The following is an 18,240-nucleotide window of genomic DNA, read 5'->3' as shown; positions in this document are numbered from 1 at the left end:
ATGGGTGCGCGGGCGGCCATCGCGCCGGCACGGAGGTAGTCGCCGTAGGAGAAGCCGCCGGGGATGACGATACCGTCGGTGTCCGTGGGGAGGCCGTCGTCGTGCCAGACGATCTCGGCGTCGATGCCGAGATGCTCCAGAGCGCGGAGGGCGTCGCGGTCGCAGTTCGAGCCACCGAAGCGGATGATGGCGACGGTCACGCGAGCCACCTCCGGCGAGCGTGAGCAGGGAGCGAAGCGACCGTGGTCACGGTGACCACCTCGTGTGGGAACCGGGCGTCGGTAGCATGGTGATGGCGACAGTCATCGATTAGGCTTCCGCAACCTCGACCTCGTAATCGTGGATGGTCGGATTCGCGAGCAGGCGTTCGGCCATCTCGGTGGCCCGCTGTTCGGCGTCGTCGACATCGGGCGCGTCCAGGTCAACCTCGAAGCGGTCGGCCGAGCGGAGGGCGTCCAACTCGAAGCCGAGGCGTTCGAGCGCCTGCTGGGTGGTCTCGGCCTCCGGGTCGAGAACGCCCCGCTTCAGCCGGACGGTGACGGTCGCGGTGTAGGCGGTCATGTGTGATGCCGCGTGTTCGTGCGTGAAAACGGTTGTGTATTGACTGGCGTATGCACGTTCGTGGGGTATTCGGGTGCGGACAGACACGCTTCGCTTGCAGGTCGATGATGCGGTGCCCTCGCGCGAACGGAACGCCGACCTTTTGACCACCCATCACCCACTCGGTAGCATGACTGCGCTGTCTGTACCCGAACGGAGGGATCGCCCGTGAGCCAGGAGCTGACCGAACTCACGGTCGTCGGGGAGGACAAGACCGGCCTCATCGCCCGTGTGACGACGCTGCTTTTCGAACGCGACATCAACATCGAAGACCTCGACCAGGCGGTTCGGGACGGCGTCTTCCGGATGACGATGCACGTCGATACGGCCGAGATGACCTGCGAACCCGAAGACCTTCGGGAAGCGCTCGACGAGTTGAGCGACGACCTCGGCGTCGACATCCAGGTTCGGTTCCCGGGCGACCGCGAGACCCGCACTATCGCGGTGCTCGTCACGAAGGAATCACACTGCTTGGAAGCGCTGTTCGAGGCGTGGGCCGACGGCGAACTCGGTGCCGAGATCAGCGTCATCGTCGGCAACCACGACGACCTCGAACCGCTCGCGGAACACTACGGTGTCGACTTCCACGATATCGGCGACGAGAAGGGCACCCCCGACGAGGAGGAACTGCTCGATGTCCTCGAGGAGTACGACACCGACCTCATCGTGCTGGCACGCTACATGCGTATCCTCAGCCCGAACGTCGTCTTCCGGTACGAAGACCGCATCATCAACATCCACCCGAGCCTGCTACCGGCGTTCCCCGGCGCCGAGGCCTACCGGCAGGCCCGCGAGGAAGGCGTCCGCGTCGCGGGCGTGACCGCACACTACGTTACGACCGACCTCGACCAGGGGCCGATTATCACCCAGCGAGCGTTCAACGTCCCCGCCGGAGCGGACGTCGAGGAACTGGAACGCCTCGGCCAGCCGCTTGAGGCCGACGCGCTGCTTGAAGCCGTCCAGCTCCATCTCGATAACGCCGTCTCGGTGTATCACGGCCGGACTGAGCTCCGCGACGAGGTCGACGTCGACGAGTACCAGTTCGGCCTCCCGGAGCCCGTCGACAACCTGCTGCCCGACCGCCCCGTCGACGGCCTCGGCGACGTCGTATCTGGCGACGACTGACCGGTAGCTTTATTGTTTTAGGCTGGCCTAAAACAGATGCGTGCGGGACGGATGTCCGTGGCATCCCTCCCCAGTGCGCTGGCGCGACCGCCATCCCCGCTATCTGTGGGTATCACCTGGGATCGAGCCCTCGTGGCTCGTGGTCGCTCGACCGGCTCACCGCGTCTGTCCTTTCGATGCACCGACCAGCCAGTCAGCGATAGCCGCCAAATCCCGTTTGGGAAGACCTAAACAACTCGACGCCCCCTTTTCGGCCAATGGCAGAAGCGACGACCGACGGGACTGCGTCCGGACGTCCGCTCGCACTGACGCTTCTCAGCGGTGCCGTCGCCGCGGCGCTCGTCTTCCCGCTAACGTGGGTCGTCCTGCGCGCGTCGTCCGTCGACGCCGGTCGAGCCACCGACATCCTCGTCCATCCCCGCGTCATCGAGGTGTTCTTCAACAGCCTCCTGTTGATGGCTGGCGTCACCGTCCTCTCGGTGTCGCTCGCGGTGCCGCTTGCGCTTTTGACGGTTCGCACCGACCTCCCCGGCCGGCGCTTCTGGACGGTCGTCGTCTCGCTGCCCCTCGCTATCCCCAGTTACATCGGCGCGTTCGCCTACGTCGCGATGTTCCGCCCCCGCGGCATCGTCCAGGGGTGGCTCGAACCGCTCGGCGTCCAAGAACTGCCGAACATCTACGGGCTGCCGAGCGCGGTTCTCATCATCGCCCTGTACACCTACCCATACGTCTACATCACGACCCGTGCGGCGCTGAAATCCTTCGACAAATCGCTCGTCGATGCGGCCCGGACGCTCAACCAGGACTGGTGGTCGACGTTCCGCCGCGTGACGCTACCGCAGATTCGCCCGGCCATCACGGCGGGCGCGCTCCTCGCGGCGCTGTACGCCGTCTCCGATTTCGGCACGCCCGCCTTCCTTCAGGCGGAGGTGTTCACGCGCCAGATATACCTCGAACACCGCTCGCTCGGCGGTAGCGACTACGCCTCCTTCCTCTCGTTGCAGCTCGTCGCGCTGACGGTGTTCATCCTCGCAATCGAGTCCCGCGTTCGCCGCTCGGAGACGCTGTACACCGAGGGAGCGGCCGGCGAGACGGCCGAAATCGAACTCGGTATCTGGAAATGGCCCGCCGTCACCGCCTGCGCGCTGCTCGGGCTTTTCACCCTCGTGATGCCGGTCGCGCTGTTCACGTGGTATCTGCTTACCGGGCGGGCGACCCCCCCGGACAGCTTCGTCTTCCAGTGGTCGTGGCTGGTCAACTCCGCGTACGTCGCCGGGCTGGCGGCACTCGTCGCGGCGGTCGCTGCCCTGCCCGTTGCCTACCTTTCGGCGCGATACGACTCCCGACTCGGATCACTGTTCGAGCGAGCGACCTACGTCGGCTACGCCGTTCCGGGCATCGTCATCGGCCTCGCGTTGGTCTTCTTCGGCGCGAACTACGGGTCGCTGTCGCTCGGCGGCTACGAACTCGGCATCTACCAGACGATCCCGATTCTCGTCTTCGCCTACGTCGTCCGGTTCATGCCGCAGGCGGTGGGCTCGACCCGGACGTCGGTGCTGCAGGTGAACCCGAAGCTCTCGGAGGCGGCACGCACGCTCGGGCAGGGGCCGCTGACGACGTTCCGCCGTGTGACGCTGCCGCTCATCGCACCTGGGCTCATCGCGGGCGCCGCGCTCGTCTTTCTCACGACGATGAAGGAGCTGCCGGCGACGCTTCTGTTGCGACCGACGGGCTTCGAGACGCTGGTAACGCGCGTCTGGGCGGCGCGACAGGCCGGCCACTACGGCTACGCCGCCGTGCCGGCGCTGCTTTTGCTCGTCGTCTCCGGACTGTCGATGGTCTTCATCCTGCGACGAGAACAGTAGGGCCTTACACGCCGTGGCCGGGGTCGAGCTCTTTGAGCTCCTCGTCTTCGTCGTGGATTTCGGGTTCCTGTTGAATGTTCTCGAACGCCCAGATGAACCCGAAGATGATGACGAATACCATCACGATGGACAAAAGAACGACCGCCATCACGGGGTCGATGGCCGCCTGTAACGGTATCATGATCGGCGGTTCTCTATGGAAGAATAAAAACGTCGTGGATTCGGCCCTGCGGCGGTCGCCGCATCGAGTCTCAGAGGCTTCGAATGCGCTCGACGGCTTTTGGCAGCGGCGGCGCGCTGAACAGCTCACGGTCGAGATAGGCGTTCGCCCCCGCCGTGTACATGCTGGCGACGGCGTCGAGAACGTGGTCGTCGAGCGGCTCGGGCTTGACCGCACAGAGTTCGCGCCAGTCGGCGACGCCCTGCTCTTTGGCGGCCGTCTTCGCTTCGCCGACCGCTTCGATCCAGTCGGGCTGGGTGCGCTTGTGATACTGCCGAACGACCTCCTTCGAGAGCTGTTGGCCCTCATACGAAAAGCGGTTCTCGTCGAACGTGCCGACCACGTCGGCGACCCGAATCTCGCCATCGAAGTAGAGACACTCGATTTTGCCGTCCTCGTGTTTCAGCCCTGCGTCGGCGGCCGTCTCGGTGACGAGGTCGTTGACCTCCCGGGCAATTGCTTCGAGGTCGTCGACATCGGCCTCGCCGGCGATGTAGTCGGCGTTCTCACGGGAGAGATAGCGATCGGACTCCTCGAACTTCGTGGAGAACTCGATGACGGCTTCGGGGAGGTCGACCGGCTCGTCGGGCCACTCGTCGTGGTCGAGGTCGAAATCGGCAGGGTCAGCCCGCGAGCGGAGCGACGACCCGACGGGCACCGTGTTGCGGAAGACGATTTCGAGCGGAATCAGGTAGTTCGCCTCGGCTTCCTGGTGGAAGGTGGTGTAGTCGTACTCCCGGCCGTCGTGCGGCAGGTCGGGCACGCGCGTGAGGTCGATCGCCATCTCCCGCGGCGGGGCGACGATGTCGTCGAGCGGCACTGCTTCGCCGCGGCTGACGACGCCGCGATAATGCGTCGGCACGCCCGCCGCTTCGAGGGCTTCGAAGTTGGCCGCGCCCATCGCACACAGCGAGGCCCCCTTGTTCGGGATGGAATCCGGCATCTTCCCCCAATCGAACACCGAATAGTCGTCGGTGAACACGAAGGCACCCCGCCCGAGGTCGTCCGCCGTCGCGGGCTCCTCGATACGGAACTCCTTGACGCTGGTCATTACTGAGTCCGAGTCCGTGAATCCGGAAAGGCGTTTCCATCGCCGTTTGCGCGGGTCGCGTCGGGGTCAGCCGTCGTTCAGGCTCGGCCCTGAATCGCTCCAGGGCTCCTCGACGCGTTCGCCGAACAGCTCCCGCATCAACACGACGACGCTTTCGGGCGGGAACTGGCCGTGCTCGGTGACGATGGCGTCGACGTGTCTCGGCGGCGTCACGTCGAAGGCCGGATTCGCCACATCGATATCGCCAATGTCGGCGCGGGCCTCCTCGTCGAGGACTTCCTCGGCCGCGCGTTGCTCGATTTTCACGGCGGCGCCCGTCAGCGTCTTCGGGTGCAGTTTGATTGACTGGGCGGCGACTACGACCGGGACGCCGCGGTCGCGTGCCGAAACGGCCAGTCCCGCCGTCCCGATTTTGTTGACGACGCTGCCGTCAGCGGCGATGCTATCGGCGCCACAGAGCAGATGATCGACATCATCGAGAAACTGATGGGCAGCGTTGTCGACGATGAGCGTGACCGGCACGTCGAGTTCACGCAGTCGCCGGGCGGTGATGTGACCCTGATTTCGCGGGCGCGTCTCTTTGACGACGGCTTCGAGGTCGGTACCGGCCTCGACGGCGGCTTCGAGACACGCCATCGCGTCCGTCGAATGGCAGTGTGTCAGCACCGTATCGCCATCTGTGAAGCGCCCGGCGCCGATACGTCCCAGCCGCTCTTGGGCGTCGTCGAGGTCGTCTCGGAAGGTAGCGACGCGTCGCTGTACCGACTGCCGCAGCTCCGCAACGGTGTCGCCCTCGATGTCGTTGAGGACGTACCGGAGCGCGTTCGGCAGGCTGACGGCTGTCGGGCGGGTGTCGTGGAGCGTGCGGGCGGCGGCGTCGAGTTCCGCACGAAACGCACTCGGCGTCGTCGCATCGCTCGCCGCTGCTTGTGCGCCAAGCGCCGTCGCGGCCGCATCGGCGATGGTGGCGGCGCCGCGAATCTCCATGTCGGCGATGCGTTGTGCCGTCTCGCGAACCTCGGGCGCGAGGTTCGACGCGTCGTCCATGCAAGACGTTGGCACGCAGGCGGCAAAAGCCTCGCGCCGGCGTCGGGGTGGACTCTTTATACCGTGAGGGCAACTGATGCGGATATGGAACGTGCCGAGTTCGCCGAACGCATCGACCACACCGTCCTCGGCCCGGAGACGACCTGGGCCGACGTTGAGGCGGTGCTCGATGCCGCCGAAACCCACGGCATGAACGCCTGTATCCCGCCGTGCTACGTCGCGGAAGCGGCCGACTACGCACCCGACGTCCGGCTCGTCACGGTCGCGGCCTTCCCGCACGGGCAGGCGGCACCTCGGGCGAAGGAGTTCGAGGCCGAACGCGCCTGGAAAGACGACGCCGACGAACTGGACGTCGTCGTCAATCCCGGGCGACTGCACGCCGGTGATACCGATGCCGTCGCCGAGGAACTGGAGCGCGTCGTCGCCGCCGTCCCGATGCCGGTGAAAGTCATCGTCGAGGCGCCGCTGCTCTCAGCGTTGGAACTGCGAACCGTCTGTGAGATAGCAGAAGAGGCGGGCGCGGCGTTCGTCAAGACCGCGACCGGCTTCGCCGAGGGTGGTGGCGCGAACGTCGCGGATGTCCGCATCATGAGCGAGTATCTCCCCGTCAAGGCCAGCGGCGGCATCGGCACGTTCGAGGAAGCGGTCGCCATGCTTGATGCCGGTGCCGAGCGTATCGGGGCCTCTGCCGGCGTCGGAATCGTCGAGGCGTTCGACCCGAGCGTCTTCGAGTGACGTGTCGCCGCGGGAACCCGAACGAAAACGAGTCTCGAAGCGTCGCCCTTTTTGCTGCCCGCATGTAATTCAGCAGTACGCCGATGGCTACGTACCACATCGAGACGTACGGCTGTACGTCGAATCGGGGTGAGAGCCGGCAGATCGAGCGCAAGCTCCGCGACGCGGGCCACTACCGCGTCGACGGCCCCAAGAAAGCCGACGTGGCCATCCTCAACACCTGCACCGTCGTCGAGAAGACCGAGCGCAACATGCTCCGCCGGGCCGAAGAGCTCGAATCGGAGACCTCCGACCTCATCGTCACGGGCTGTATGGCCCTCGCACAGGGCGGGGAGTTCGGCGACCTCGACGTTCAGGTGCTGCACTGGGATGACGTTCCCACCGCGGTGACGAACGGCGAGTGCCCGACGACGACGCCCGACGCCGAACCCATCCTCGACGGCGTCGTCGGCATCCTTCCCATCGCCCGCGGCTGTATGAGCAACTGCTCGTACTGCATCACGAAGTTCGCAACCGGCCGCGTCGACTCCCCGTCTGTCGAGGAGAACGTCGAGAAGGCGCGGGCGCTCGTCCACGCCGGTGCGAAGGAACTCCGTATCACCGGCCAGGACACCGGCGTGTACGGCTGGGACGATGGCGACCGAAAGCTGCCCGAACTCCTCGACCGCATCTGCGATATCGAGGGCGAGTTCCGGGTGCGCCTCGGGATGGCGAACCCCGGCGGCATCCACGGCATTCACGAGGAACTGGCCGACGTGTTCGCCGACAACGAGAAGCTCTACAACTTCATCCACGCGCCCGTCCAGTCCGGCAGCGACGACGTGCTTGAAGACATGCGCCGCCAACACCGCGTCGAGAAGTTCGAGGAAGTCGTCGAGACGTTCGATGAGCGCCTCGACCACTGGACGCTGTCGACGGACTTCATCGTCGGCTTCCCGACCGAAACCGAGGGTGACCACCGAAAGTCGATGGAGCTGCTCGATGACGTCCGCCCCGAGAAGATCAACGTCACGCGCTTCTCGAAGCGCCCCGGCACCGATGCGGCTGACATGAAGGGCCTCGGCGGCACGATCAAGAAGGAGCGCTCGAAGGAGATGACCGACCTGAAGATGGACATCTGCCAAGAGGCCCACGAGTCGATGGTCGGCGAGACGCACGAGGTGCTCGTCGCCGAGGAGGGCACCGCCGACTCCGTGAAGTGCCGCGACGAGGCCTACCGGCAGGTCATCATCACGAACGTCTCGGAGAAGGACGTCGAAATCGGCGACCTGATCGAGGTCGAGGTTACGGCCAACGAGACGATGTACTGCTTCGGCGAGCCAGTCTAACTGCCGTCGTCGGCGTCTTTCCACTCCCCGATACCCGCCGGGTCGAGATGGAGGTGAACGTCGCCGATATCGCTCATCTCTCGCAGCGAGTCGATGAGTTCGGTTTCGATGTCGTGGGCTTCGACGAGCGTCAGCTCGCCGTCGACCTCGATGTGGGCCTCGACTTCGAGGCGCGTACCGTCGTAGAAGACGACGACGTCATGAACCCCCACAACGTCGGGGTGTGACCGGAGTTTCGAGACGATGCGCTGTCGCTGTTCCTCGGATGGTGCGGCGCCAATGAGATAGGAGACGTTCTCGTGCCCGATATCGGCGCCCTGATACACGACGAGCAGGCTGACGAGCGCGCCGGCGACGGCGTCGAGCACCGGATAACCGAGGAAGACACCGGCGATGCCGACGAGGGCTGCGATGGTGGTGTAGATATCGTTGAGACAGTCGGCGGCGAGCGCATCGAGCGCCGAGGAGTCGACACGTTCGTTGACACGCATCGTATACCAGTACAGCAGATACATGTCGACCATCGAAAAGAGGAGCGCGCCGACGAGGATGGGGCTGAACGAGACCGTCGGCTCCTCGATGAGGCCGAGTGCGGAGCGATAGAGGAGGTTCAGGCCGAGGAGAACGATGACGCTGCCGACGAAAAGCGCCGTGAGCGGTTCGATGCGCTGGTGGCCGTGCGGGTGGCGTTCGTCGGGGTCGGCGTAGACGCTGCGACCCCACACGAGGACGACGACGCTGGCGACGAGGTCGGCGACCGAATGGCCGGCGTCGGCGAGCAGGGCGACAGAGCCGAACGTGAGTCCGGCGGCCGTCTCGACGATGATTTTGGCGGCGTTACCGAGGACGTTGACGACGCTGGCGCGGGTAAAGCCCTCCCGTGCGGCGTCGGATTTCAGGCCGGCCTCGGCCACCGCCGTGTCGCTCATTGCCCCCTCTAACGGAACCACCCAGATAAGTGATATGATTAGCGCGTTCGAAGCGCTCGCTTCGACGCGACTAAAAGTCGATGTGGACGGCGCCGCTGTCGGTCACGGTCGCGTCCTCGCCCTCCGCGAACGCCTCGTAGAGCTGTTCGTAGGTGTCGTCGACGGCCTGGACGATGACCTTCGTGTCCGCGGTGACGGGCATGAAGTTCGTATCGCCGCTCCATCGCGGGACGACGTGGGTGTGAAGATGGTCGTCGATGGAGCCGCCGGAGGCGTCACCGAGGTTGAGGCCGGTGTTGACGCCGTCGGGGGCGAAGCCGGCCTCCATCGCCTTGATGGTGCGCTGCTTGAGACGGGCGTGGTCGAGCAACACCAACTCATCGAGTTCGGTGTATTCGCCGGTGTGTGCTCGCGGGATGACCATCGCGTGGCCAGGGTTGTACGGAAAATTGTTCAACAGCACGTACGCGTGTTCGGATTCGGCGACGATGCGTGCCTCGCGGGCGTCGTCGCGGTCGGGGAGGACGCAGAACGGACAGCCGTCGATGTCGGCTTCCTCGCCGTCCCGTTTGACCCACTCGATGCGCCACGGCGCGAACAGCTGTTCCATACCACCTCCTCCGGTCGAACCGGCGTCAATCCTGCGCACTCGGTTCCGTTCTCCTATTTAACCATTGTGGCAGTTTACTCCCCCGAAAAACGGAGCCCCGGCCTCATTGAACAGTCTCCTCGGGGTTGAGACGGGCCTCACGCGATATCCGCAGCGACCGTTCATCGGCGGCTGAACGGTTCGAACAGTGGTCAACCAAATACGGTTTTTATGCAGATATCCCGGATAGGCTGACGTGCACATGGCGACTCGAATGACCAACGAGGACGAGATGGCGGAGGAGTGTACAGAGTGTAGCCGCGAGACCCCCCATGAGGTCAGCATCCAACTCCGCACGGAGAGCCGGAAAGAGGAGAACGCCGAGTTCTCCCGCGAACCGTACCGCGTCTCGACGTGTCGCGTCTGCGGTGCCGAGGAGACGATCCGGATGAACAACGCGTGAACTACCGGTTTCGCGTCGTCACTTCACAGCCGTCTTCGGTGACGATGATGGTGTGTTCTTTCTGGCTGACGAGGAAGCCGTCCTGCTCTTTGAGGACGGGATAGCCGTGGACGACGTTCTGCTGTTCGAGGCGGCGCAGCGCCATCTTCGCCCGTGAGGTATCGAGCCAGCGGCGCGCGAAGGGCAGCGTCTTGAACTCCTCGACGATCTGTTCGAGCGCCTCACGCGCCTGACGATTGCGGACGCTCGCTTCCTGTTCGAGGGCGTAAATTTCCTCGTCGCTGCCCTCGCTGACCTTGCCGCCGCCGTCGGTCACGAACGGTTCGATGGCGACAACGTCGCCAACTTCGAGTTCGATGCCCTGCTGGACGGCGCGGTTCGGGATGTTGGGTTCGGTGTGCTGTTCCCAGTGGCCGAGGCCGTGGCCGGTGAGGTTGACGACGGGGTTGTAGCCGTAACCGTCGATGACGTCCTCGATTTCGGCACCGATCTCGCCCGTTTCGACGCCGGGTTCGATGATATCGAGGGCGGCATCGAGCGCTTCGGCGGGCGCTTCGGCGAGTTCGGGAGTGCCCGAGAGGTCGACCGTCACCGCGGTGTCGGCTAGCCAGCCGTCGACGTGGACGCCGATGTCGAGGTTGATCATCTCCTCGCCGAACGTCGCGTCGTCACCGGGTTCCGGCGTGGCGTGGGCGGCCTCCTCATCGATACTGATGTTGACGGGGAAGGCGGGTTCGCCGCCGAGTTCGCGGATGCGGTCTTCGGCGAACGCCGCGACTTCGAGGTGTTCGACGCCGACCTCGACGCGGTCGGCGGCCTCCTCGCGCACCTGTGCGAGGATTTCGCCCGCCTCGCGGTGTTTCTCGTACTGCTCGTCGGTGAGGTCGACACTCATGCACGCGGCTTTGGCAGGTTCGATAAAAGGGGTTGCGTTCCCAGGCCGTCCGAGCAACCGCAACGCTTTCCAGCGCGCCCGACGCGTTTGCGAGCGTGATACTTCCGTCCGGGTTCGGGCTGCCGCCGCTACCGTATCTCGTCGTGCTGCTCGCCGCAGCCGTCGGCGTCGCGGGGCTGCTCTCCAGTCGCCGCCCACCGGTGACACAGGGTATGGTTGCCGCGCTGTCGCCGTGGATGGCCGCCGGTGGGGCGCTGTACGCGCTCTATCAGGTCGGTGCGATTCCCGAAGCGGTCGCTCCCCTGTTCGGGTCGCCGGCCGTCTACGTGACCGTGGGCATTCTCGCCGGTGGCGTCTACGCCGCCGTCGCCGACCGGCCGTCCGACGAGTGGGCGCCGACGTCGGCACCGGGGATTCTGGGCCTCGCTGGGGCTGCAGTGCTCCTATTGGCGCTTGTGGCTGCCGCCCTCGTTGCTCAGGGTGGCGGAACGAGCGTGCCATCCGCTGGCCCTGGCCTCTCGCTGGCCATCATCATTGGTTCCGTCATCGCCGCCGCAGCCGTGTGGGCACCGTTACAGCGGCTTCGAGAAGTCTCAGCAACGGGGCAGGTCGGCGCGCTGGTCGTCTTCGGACACGCCCTCGACGGCGTTTCGACGGCCGTTGGCTACGACCTGCTCGGATTCGGCGAGCAGACACCGCTGTCAAAACTCATCATCGACACCGCCGCGGCGCTGCCGACGGCCGAGTTCATCGGTGCCGGCTGGCTGTTCGTCGTCGTGAAACTCCTTCTCGCTGCGGTCGTCGTCGAACTGTTCGACGAGTACGTCCGCGAAGAGCCGGTCGAGGGATATCTGTTGCTCGGGCTCATCACCGCGGTCGGTCTCGGCCCCGGCGCACACAACGTCGTTCTCTTCGCCGTCTCGTGATTCCTGTGGGGAATTTAAGACCGGCCGACACGGAGGCGAACGCATGCGCGTCGTTTGTGCCGGCCACGTCAACTGGGACGTGACGCTCCGCGTCGACCGGTTGCCCGCTCCCGACGACGAGGCGCGGGTGCGCGAGCGGTCGGAAGCCGGCGGCGGGAGCGCGGCGAACGTCGCAACCGCGCTCGTCGCCCTTGAACAGCAGGCTCGGCTGCTCGGCAGCGTCGGCGACGACGACACTGGCGAGCGAGCGCTCGCCGATCTGCGTGCTTCGGGCGTCGAAACGCGCGTTGAGGTCGTGACCGACCTCGAGACGACGACCAAATACATCCTCGTCGATGACGACGCCGAGGTCGCCATTCTCGGCACCGACGGCGCCAACGAGGCGCTGGCACCCGACGATATCGACCCTGCTGTGTTCGAGGATGCCGACGCACTCCATCTGACCGCCCAGCGGCCCGAAACGGCGGCGCGGCTGGCCGAGCTGGCGACCGAACGTGACCTCACGGTCAGTTTCGACCCCGGCCGGCGGCTTCCCGACCGGTCGTACGACACCGTCCTTGAGCAGGCCGATGTCCTGTTCGTCACCGAACGCGAGGCGGCCGCCATCGACGCCTCGGTGCCATGGCTGGTGACGAAACGCGGCGAGGCGGGGGCGACGCTGGCCTGTCCGGACGGCCGCTACGAACACCCCGGTTACGACCTCCCATCGGTTGATTCGACCGGGGCTGGTGATGCCTTCGCCGCCGGCTTCCTCGCCGTCTGGCTGGACGACCACGATCCGGAGCGTGCCTTGGGGACGGCCAACGCCTGCGGCGCCATCGCTGCCAGCGAGCGTGGGCCGAAGACAGCCCTTTCATGGGGCCGTATCGAAGAGGTGCGTGAGTGATGTCTGGCTCTGTACTCGCCGCGCTGCAAATCGGGACGTTCCCACTGCACGGCTTCGAGGGAGAAACCGCGCGCACACTTGACTTTCGACTCTCCGTGGCAATGCTGTCGGGGCTGCTCGCGACAGTCGCCATGACCGTCGTGATGCGGCTGCAATCGTACGGCTACGTCCCGCCGTACGTCGCCGCCGGGGCGCTGTGGGGACAGTCTCCCAGTGACATCTCACGGACGGCGGCGAACGCCGTCCATTTCGCGGCCGGGATGCTCGCCGGCATCCTCTTCGAAGCGCTCGTCTACGGTGCCGAGCGGGTTCGCGAGGTGGCTGGCTTCCACGCGGAGCTACTCATCGCGAACGTAACGTCCGTCGCCCAACTCCTCGCAGCCGCCGTCCTCGTCGTGTTCCTCTACTGCTTCTTTTCGTGGGTTGTGTTCCCCCGTTTCGGCGGGTCTGCCTACGAGACGCGGCCCGAAACAGTGCGTCGACAGTGGGCCGTCTCGGCCGTCACCTACGGCATCGCGTTCATCGCCGTTCTCGAGCTCGTGTACTCCGTGCTGCCGGCCTAGTCTTCGGGCGGAAAAGCGAGTTTCCCGGTCGTCTCCTTCCGCATAACATCTCTGAGAAAGAGGCGGGCTTCATCGAACAGCTCCGATTCGTCGTCGAAGGTGCGGACGGTCGCGTCCCAGCGGTCGGCGACTGCGGCGATCATCGCGCTGCGGACGCCCGACTCATGCAAAAAGAGGATGCGGTCGCCGGCGTTCACCTCATCAGTTCGGTATATAAAAACCGCCATAATCAGCCACCGTTGACTCAAGAATCCGTAAATACGACGAATACCTACGTTAGCGTAGGTTCGGACGCCACCTGTTCGACCACGTACCATGGCCAAAGCAGAACGCTACGATGCCCCCGAACTGCCGCCCGAAAGCGTCCTCTCGCTCGAGGAGTATCTCGCGATGCAGCGAGCCGTCGGCGAGGAGACCAGGTATCGCATCCTCGCGGAGTTGCTTCGGGAGGGTGAACTAAGCGCCACGGAACTCACGGAGCGGCTGGACGTGCCGTCCAACCGACTGCATTACCATCTCGACCGGCTGGCATCCGTCGGCATCATCGCGAACCGAAAGCGGAAGGAGCGTGGCGCTGACGGGCTGTATTCGTACTACGTCGCGACCGCGCTCGGGGAGGCAGTCATGACCCACGGCATCGGCGAGCTTATCGAGGAGGAATGGGAACTGCTAGAGCGGTACGGATAGCCGAAACCGTCTTTTCCACAAGTCCCCTTCCAAACCTATGACCGTCGGCTATCTCTTCGACCTCGATAAAACGCTCGTCACGTACGACCCGGACGTCCCAGGCATCTTCCGGGACGCCTGCACGAAGGTCGGCGTCGAAGCCACCGAGGCGGCGACCGAAGCCATCGGTTCCGGCTACATCGAGACGTTCGTCGAATTCGAGGAGAGTCCGTATCTCGGCGCGGCCCGCGCCGCCCGCGATACCGGCCTGGACGTCGACCCCGAGCAGTTCGCCGACACCTACGTCGAAACCGAACTCGAATCGACGCACGTCCCGAACGGCGTCCCCGAGTTACTCGAATCGCTCGATACCGTCGGCGTCGTGACGAACGGCTACGGGCCCGTCCAGCGCCGCAAGCTGGCCGAGACCGGGCTGGACGCCCACGTCGACGCGGTCGTCTGTGCCGACGACATCGAAGCGTTCAAGCCCGCCGACGCGCCGTTCGACGCCATCACGGAGGCCGTCCCCGCAGAGGAGTACGTCATGGTCGGCGACAACGTCGAGTACGACATCGAGCCCGCTGCCGACCGCGGCTACCGTACGGTGTTCGTCGGCGATGCCGCCGAGGGAGATGGCGTGGCCGACTACCGCGTCGAGACGCCCGCCGAACTCGGCTCGCTGTCGGTTCTTCCGGAAGCGTAGCCGTCGGTCACCGCGTCCCGAGCGACTTTTGGTGACTGCCGTCGAGCACTCGTCCATGGCAAAACAGCCGCATCTTCTCATCGAGGCGGGCGACGTGGCCGACCTCGCCCTCGTTCCGGGTGACCCCGGCCGCGTCGACCGCATCGCCGACCACTGTGACGACGCCGAACTCGTCTCCGAGAACCGCGAGTATAAGGTCGTTAACGCGACCTACGAGGGCCGTGACCTGACAATCTGCTCGACTGGTATCGGCTCCCCGTCCGCCGCCATCGCGGTCGAGGAGCTGGCCGCCGTCGGCGTGGAGACGTTCATCCGCGTGGGGACGACCGGCGCGCTCCAACACGGCATCGAGATCGGTGATATGGTCGTCGCCACCGGCGCCGCTAAGGACGAGGGCACGACGAAACGCTACGAGGCCGCCGAAGTGCCGGCCGTTCCCGACTTCGAGGTGCTGTCGGCGCTCTCGGAGGCTGCCGAACAGCGTCAGGCGCCCGTCCACATCGGCCCCGTCGCGACGGACGACGCCTTCTATGCCGAAACCGACGAACACGTCGCCGAGTGGGAGGCGGCACGGCTGCTCTGTGTTGAGATGGAGGCCGCCGCTATCTTCACGCTCGCCCGCCGGAAGGGGCTCGCTGCGGGCGCCATCTGTACGGCCGACGGCAACCTCGTCGAAGGCACGCAGAAAGGTGAAACCGAAGACGAGGAACTCCCGGAGAAGGCCAAGGACAACGTCGGCCGCGCGATTCGTATCTCGCTGGACGCCGCCGAATCGCTGTAAGCGTCCGAATCGAAGTTGACCCCCGCGCCGGGCGCTGATTTCTATCGACTGCGGAGACCCATACAATAATGAGCATCGGCTGTAATTTCCCGACCGGAAATGGCCACACGCACGACCGTTCGTGGCTCGGTGCGGGGGATGGCGGAGCAGTCGAACCCGGCATTTGCCGTCGCTGCGTTCTTCCTCCCACTGGCCGCACTCGGCTACGCGTTGACCGTTGCATCGCTTACTGAACACACGTACGTCCACGTCATGGCGGGCATCCTCTGGACGGGCACCGACCTCTTCTTCGGGATGGTGCTCGGCCCCGTCATCGGCGGACTCGACGACGAAACCAAGGCGGAGGTGTTCCAGCGACTGACGCCGAAGATGACGTTCCTGATGCCCGCCCTCGCGATTACGACCATCGGGGCAGGGCTTGATTTGGCCGTTCGGCGGGGGTTCTTCGCCACGCCGGAGCCGTGGTTCGCGCTGTTCACCTTGGTGAACCTGCCCGTTGCGCTGTTGCTCATCGGCTGGCAGTTCGACTCGCTCGATGATTGGCGCTGGCTCGCGCCCTTCGGCCTCATCACGGTCGGCAGCATCGCCTGGGTGGCACTCACCATCGGCAGCCTCCAGATGCCGGGGGCGCTCATGCTGGCGACGCTGGCCATCGTGACGGTGCTCAACATCGAGGGCTTCGGCCTCATCCTGCCCGGCGAGGTGCGCGTCTATCTTGAGACGCGGTCGGCCAACCCCGACCCCGGCGTGATGAGTCGCATCGGGATGCGGAACGCCAAACTCGCGGGCGTGCAGGGCGTCTTCCAGCTCGCGCTCATCGCCGTGATGGTCGGGCTGCGCTGGGGCGGCCTCTAGAAATCGTCCAGCGCCGACTGTTCTGCGGCTGCCAACACGTCCGCACACGTCGACCACGAGGTTCGGGCACAGGCGGGAAGGTCGTCGTTCGCAGCGACGTACTCCCGCAGGAATGCACGCGTCGTCGGGTCAGAGGGATACCCGCTACCCACGTTGCCGAACGTTTCCCGAAGCGCGTCGACGTGGCGCTCGCGGGCGCTTTTCGCGATGATGCTCGCCGCACCGACCAGTTCGTCGTCAGCGTCAGCGCCGTGACGGGCGGAGACCGCGATGGAATCGTCGAGATGGTCGGCGACGCGGTCGGCGAACCGCTCGGCATCGACATCGCCGGCGTCACAGAGTCCTTCGTCGCCCGGTTCGACGATTTCCGCGAGTACCTCGGCGTGGGCGACGACTGTGAGGTCGTTCATGTTGCCGGCGTCGATGCGCTCGGGCGAGATCTCTGCGACGCCGACACTGATCCGGTCGTCGTCTCGGAGCTGGTCGGCAATCACCTCGCGACGGCGCTCGGAGAGTTCTTTCGAGTCGTCGATACCGTCCGGCAGGGCTTCACGCGGCGCACGCACGGCTGCGGCGAACATCGATCCGAGAACGGGGCCTTTGCCGGCCTCGTCAACACCGAACTCCATGCTATGGCTGTCGGTTGCGACGCCGCTCGAAAAGGGTTGTGCTACTGCAGCGCTGCCAGCGCAGTCTCGAACCCCTCGTCGTCGAACTGTTCTGCGAGGTCGGACGTCTCGTCCCGAAGCTTCTCGATGCGAGCCAGCAGGTACTGATACTGGGGGTCGTCCTCCAGTTCCTCGCGGTCGTACTGGTTCTCGAGGGCGATCTGTTTCGAAAGCGCCGAGAAGAGGCGGCGGACGTTGTCGTCGTACACCCGGCGATGCAGGAGGTGGTCGACGAGTTCGAAGACGTCCTCTTCGCGGATGGGCTTCGTGATGTAGGCGTCAAAGCCCATGTCGATAACGTCGACATCCGGCTCGACGGCCGTGACCATTGCCACCTGGCATTCCGGTTTCCGGTCGCGGATCAATGGGAGGACGGCGTCGCCGTCCATCCCCGGCATTTGCCGGTCGAGGAGGACGACTTCGATGTCGTCATCGAACTTCTCGAGGGCCTCGGAGCCGTCTTGGGCGACCCTGACCGGGTACTTCTGTTCGAGCCAGCCACTGTACAGGTCGGCGAGTTCGGGCTCGTCCTCGACGACGAGAATGACGTCTTTGCTCATAGGGATGATACGAACGCTGTTCGTGAAAGATTGAGGGGGACAGATGATAATAAATCCCCGGTTGCGTGCAAGCTACCCGATAACGGCTCATGTGAGGGTGATGAGAAAGCTATCTCGCCGTATCGCAGAGCGTGGGGAGGCAGTCTCTACTTAGGCGCCTGAATCGTCCTCGACGCTGATCCAGAGGTGGAGGTTTCGATACGCGTTCTCCCGGGTGGGTTGGGCCGGCACGTCTCCATCGTACAGGAGGAATGAAAGCCGGAGGTCTGTCCCCGTCAGTTCATCCGAGACGGTGATGTTGCGTTCCTCGATCCACGTTTCGTTGTGAGCGACGGTGAAATGGAGAAGATCAACGTCCGAGTGCCGCAGTCGCTGGTGACACAGATCGACGACGTCTGGGAAGAACGGGGTACGCGAACACGTCCGAGTTCATCCGCGACGCGCTCCGGGATTCTGTCACCCCCTCGACACAGCTGTCTGAAGAAGCACTCAAGCATCTGGCCGAGCGTCGCGAACAGCGAATGCAGGGCGAGACGGTGTCACAGGACGCCGTGAAGGATCGGTTAGGCATCGATAACTGAGGTCGAGTGGACACCGAATGCACTCGACTTACTGGAGGGACTCTCGCTGTAACGATGAAACTGAACACCCACTTATCTTCTGTTTATACATCCTGTCATAATAGCATCAGAACCGCAGGTGTGGCCGTCCATTAAATGGTTAGCATCCCGAGGTACGCTCGAGCCAAGAGCTCTGATACACCGAGCGTCACTATCCCTACTCCA

General features: G+C 64.9%; 24 protein-coding genes. 12 read left to right on the top strand and 12 right to left on the bottom strand.

Annotated features, from left to right (window positions below; all coding sequences use genetic code 11):
- Together ACI8UR_RS09655 and purS are read right to left on the bottom strand one after the other, a co-directional pair.
- A partial coding sequence (locus tag ACI8UR_RS09655; RefSeq protein ID WP_415087805.1) for a phosphoribosylformylglycinamidine synthase subunit PurQ occupies nt 1–200 on the bottom strand: 200 nt, incomplete at its 3' end.
- 109 nt (nt 201–309) lie between these two features.
- On the bottom strand, nt 310–561 hold the full coding sequence (purS, locus tag ACI8UR_RS09650; protein WP_411713852.1) for a phosphoribosylformylglycinamidine synthase subunit PurS: 252 nt from the start codon (nt 559–561) through the stop codon (nt 310–312).
- Between the two features lie 207 nt (nt 562–768).
- On the opposite strand from purS, the gene ACI8UR_RS09645 reads away from it, so the two are divergent.
- Together ACI8UR_RS09645 and ACI8UR_RS09640 are read left to right on the top strand one after the other, a co-directional pair.
- Nucleotides 769–1,725, top strand: a complete 957-nt coding sequence (locus tag ACI8UR_RS09645; RefSeq protein WP_411713853.1) for a formyltetrahydrofolate deformylase — start codon at nt 769–771, stop codon at nt 1,723–1,725.
- 257 nt (nt 1,726–1,982) lie between these two features.
- Nucleotides 1,983–3,590 carry an ABC transporter permease gene (locus ACI8UR_RS09640; RefSeq protein ID WP_411713854.1) on the top strand — a complete coding sequence of 536 codons (1,608 nt, stop codon included), beginning with the start codon at nt 1,983–1,985 and terminating at the stop codon, nt 3,588–3,590.
- A 4-nt stretch (nt 3,591–3,594) separates the two neighbouring features.
- Here the strand turns inward: ACI8UR_RS09640 and ACI8UR_RS09635 are convergent, their stop codons facing one another.
- The 3 genes from ACI8UR_RS09635 to ACI8UR_RS09625 form a co-directional block, all read right to left on the bottom strand.
- A complete protein-coding gene (locus ACI8UR_RS09635; protein WP_411713855.1) occupies nt 3,595–3,771 on the bottom strand; it encodes a hypothetical protein in 177 nt (58 codons plus the stop codon).
- Between the two features lie 70 nt (nt 3,772–3,841).
- Nucleotides 3,842–4,861, bottom strand: coding sequence for a phosphoribosylaminoimidazolesuccinocarboxamide synthase (locus tag ACI8UR_RS09630; protein ID WP_411713856.1), 1,020 nt, complete (start codon nt 4,859–4,861; stop codon nt 3,842–3,844).
- Nucleotides 4,862–4,927: 66 nt separating this feature from the next.
- Nucleotides 4,928–5,908, bottom strand: a complete 981-nt coding sequence (locus ACI8UR_RS09625; protein WP_411713857.1) for a ribose 1,5-bisphosphate isomerase — start codon at nt 5,906–5,908, stop codon at nt 4,928–4,930.
- A gap of 84 nt (nt 5,909–5,992) precedes the next feature.
- On the opposite strand from ACI8UR_RS09625, the gene deoC reads away from it, so the two are divergent.
- Nucleotides 5,993–6,643: a deoxyribose-phosphate aldolase gene (gene deoC, locus ACI8UR_RS09620; RefSeq protein WP_411713858.1), complete on the top strand. Its 651-nt coding sequence runs from the start codon at nt 5,993–5,995 to the stop codon at nt 6,641–6,643.
- An 83-nt stretch (nt 6,644–6,726) separates the two neighbouring features.
- The gene (locus ACI8UR_RS09615; protein WP_411713859.1) at nt 6,727–7,971 is read left to right on the top strand and encodes a tRNA (N(6)-L-threonylcarbamoyladenosine(37)-C(2))-methylthiotransferase; all 1,245 of its coding nucleotides are present in this window, start codon (nt 6,727–6,729) and stop codon (nt 7,969–7,971) included.
- Here the strand turns inward: ACI8UR_RS09615 and ACI8UR_RS09610 are convergent.
- The gene (locus tag ACI8UR_RS09610; protein WP_411713860.1) at nt 7,968–8,900 is read right to left on the bottom strand and encodes a cation diffusion facilitator family transporter; all 933 of its coding nucleotides are present in this window, start codon (nt 8,898–8,900) and stop codon (nt 7,968–7,970) included. The genes ACI8UR_RS09615 and ACI8UR_RS09610 overlap by 4 nt on opposite strands.
- A 70-nt stretch (nt 8,901–8,970) precedes the next feature.
- Nucleotides 8,971–9,510, bottom strand: coding sequence for an HIT family protein (locus ACI8UR_RS09605; RefSeq protein ID WP_411713861.1), 540 nt, complete (start codon nt 9,508–9,510; stop codon nt 8,971–8,973).
- 241 nt (nt 9,511–9,751) lie between these two features.
- Between ACI8UR_RS09605 and ACI8UR_RS09600 the strand changes: the two genes are divergently transcribed.
- Nucleotides 9,752–9,952, top strand: coding sequence for a hypothetical protein (locus ACI8UR_RS09600; protein ID WP_411713862.1), 201 nt, complete (start codon nt 9,752–9,754; stop codon nt 9,950–9,952).
- 1 nt (nt 9,953) lies between these two features.
- Here the strand turns inward: ACI8UR_RS09600 and map are convergent, their stop codons facing one another.
- Nucleotides 9,954–10,847 carry a type II methionyl aminopeptidase gene (gene map, locus ACI8UR_RS09595; RefSeq protein WP_411713863.1) on the bottom strand — a complete coding sequence of 298 codons (894 nt, stop codon included), beginning with the start codon at nt 10,845–10,847 and terminating at the stop codon, nt 9,954–9,956.
- 95 nt (nt 10,848–10,942) lie between these two features.
- Between map and ACI8UR_RS09590 the strand changes: the two genes are divergently transcribed.
- Genes ACI8UR_RS09590 through ACI8UR_RS09580 form a run of 3 tightly spaced genes read left to right on the top strand, consistent with a single transcriptional unit; the run spans nt 10,943 to nt 13,222 of the window.
- The gene (locus ACI8UR_RS09590; RefSeq protein WP_411713864.1) at nt 10,943–11,773 is read left to right on the top strand and encodes a DUF63 family protein; all 831 of its coding nucleotides are present in this window, start codon (nt 10,943–10,945) and stop codon (nt 11,771–11,773) included.
- 43 nt (nt 11,774–11,816) lie between these two features.
- Nucleotides 11,817–12,659: a carbohydrate kinase family protein gene (locus tag ACI8UR_RS09585; protein WP_415087804.1), complete on the top strand. Its 843-nt coding sequence runs from the start codon at nt 11,817–11,819 to the stop codon at nt 12,657–12,659.
- On the top strand, nt 12,659–13,222 hold the full coding sequence (locus ACI8UR_RS09580; RefSeq protein ID WP_411713866.1) for a hypothetical protein: 564 nt from the start codon (nt 12,659–12,661) through the stop codon (nt 13,220–13,222). The genes ACI8UR_RS09585 and ACI8UR_RS09580 overlap by 1 nt, the downstream gene beginning before the upstream one ends.
- Here ACI8UR_RS09580 and ACI8UR_RS09575 read toward each other — a convergent pair.
- The gene (locus tag ACI8UR_RS09575; RefSeq protein WP_411713867.1) at nt 13,219–13,449 is read right to left on the bottom strand and encodes a hypothetical protein; all 231 of its coding nucleotides are present in this window, start codon (nt 13,447–13,449) and stop codon (nt 13,219–13,221) included. The two genes, ACI8UR_RS09580 and ACI8UR_RS09575, sit on opposite strands and share 4 nt — an antisense overlap.
- A gap of 88 nt (nt 13,450–13,537) precedes the next feature.
- Between ACI8UR_RS09575 and ACI8UR_RS09570 the strand changes: the two genes are divergently transcribed.
- From ACI8UR_RS09570 to ACI8UR_RS09555, 4 genes are all read left to right on the top strand, one after another.
- The gene (locus ACI8UR_RS09570) at nt 13,538–13,909 is read left to right on the top strand and encodes an ArsR/SmtB family transcription factor (RefSeq protein ID WP_411713868.1); all 372 of its coding nucleotides are present in this window, start codon (nt 13,538–13,540) and stop codon (nt 13,907–13,909) included.
- Between the two features lie 37 nt (nt 13,910–13,946).
- Nucleotides 13,947–14,591 carry an HAD family hydrolase gene (locus ACI8UR_RS09565; protein ID WP_411713869.1) on the top strand — a complete coding sequence of 215 codons (645 nt, stop codon included), beginning with the start codon at nt 13,947–13,949 and terminating at the stop codon, nt 14,589–14,591.
- Nucleotides 14,592–14,646: 55 nt separating this feature from the next.
- The gene (locus tag ACI8UR_RS09560; RefSeq protein ID WP_411713870.1) at nt 14,647–15,372 is read left to right on the top strand and encodes a nucleoside phosphorylase; all 726 of its coding nucleotides are present in this window, start codon (nt 14,647–14,649) and stop codon (nt 15,370–15,372) included.
- A 138-nt stretch (nt 15,373–15,510) separates the two neighbouring features.
- On the top strand, nt 15,511–16,227 hold the full coding sequence (locus ACI8UR_RS09555) for a hypothetical protein (RefSeq protein ID WP_411713888.1): 717 nt from the start codon (nt 15,511–15,513) through the stop codon (nt 16,225–16,227).
- Here the strand turns inward: ACI8UR_RS09555 and rnhB are convergent.
- The 3 genes from rnhB to ACI8UR_RS09540 all read right to left on the bottom strand — a co-directional run bounded on the left by rnhB (nt 16,224) and on the right by ACI8UR_RS09540 (nt 17,767).
- Nucleotides 16,224–16,856: a ribonuclease HII gene (gene rnhB, locus ACI8UR_RS09550; protein ID WP_411713871.1), complete on the bottom strand. Its 633-nt coding sequence runs from the start codon at nt 16,854–16,856 to the stop codon at nt 16,224–16,226. The two genes, ACI8UR_RS09555 and rnhB, sit on opposite strands and share 4 nt — an antisense overlap.
- A 41-nt stretch (nt 16,857–16,897) precedes the next feature.
- On the bottom strand, nt 16,898–17,455 hold the full coding sequence (locus ACI8UR_RS09545; protein WP_411713872.1) for a response regulator: 558 nt from the start codon (nt 17,453–17,455) through the stop codon (nt 16,898–16,900).
- Nucleotides 17,456–17,605: 150 nt separating this feature from the next.
- Nucleotides 17,606–17,767, bottom strand: a complete 162-nt coding sequence (locus tag ACI8UR_RS09540) for a DUF1616 domain-containing protein (RefSeq protein ID WP_415087806.1) — start codon at nt 17,765–17,767, stop codon at nt 17,606–17,608.
- Nucleotides 17,768–18,240: the final 473 nt, after the last annotated feature.

Origin of the sequence: Natronomonas sp. (assembly GCF_047616845.1) — an archaeon.
Taxonomy (GTDB): domain Archaea; phylum Halobacteriota; class Halobacteria; order Halobacteriales; family Haloarculaceae; genus Natronomonas.
This window is presented reverse-complemented; position numbering and strand designations above follow the sequence as displayed.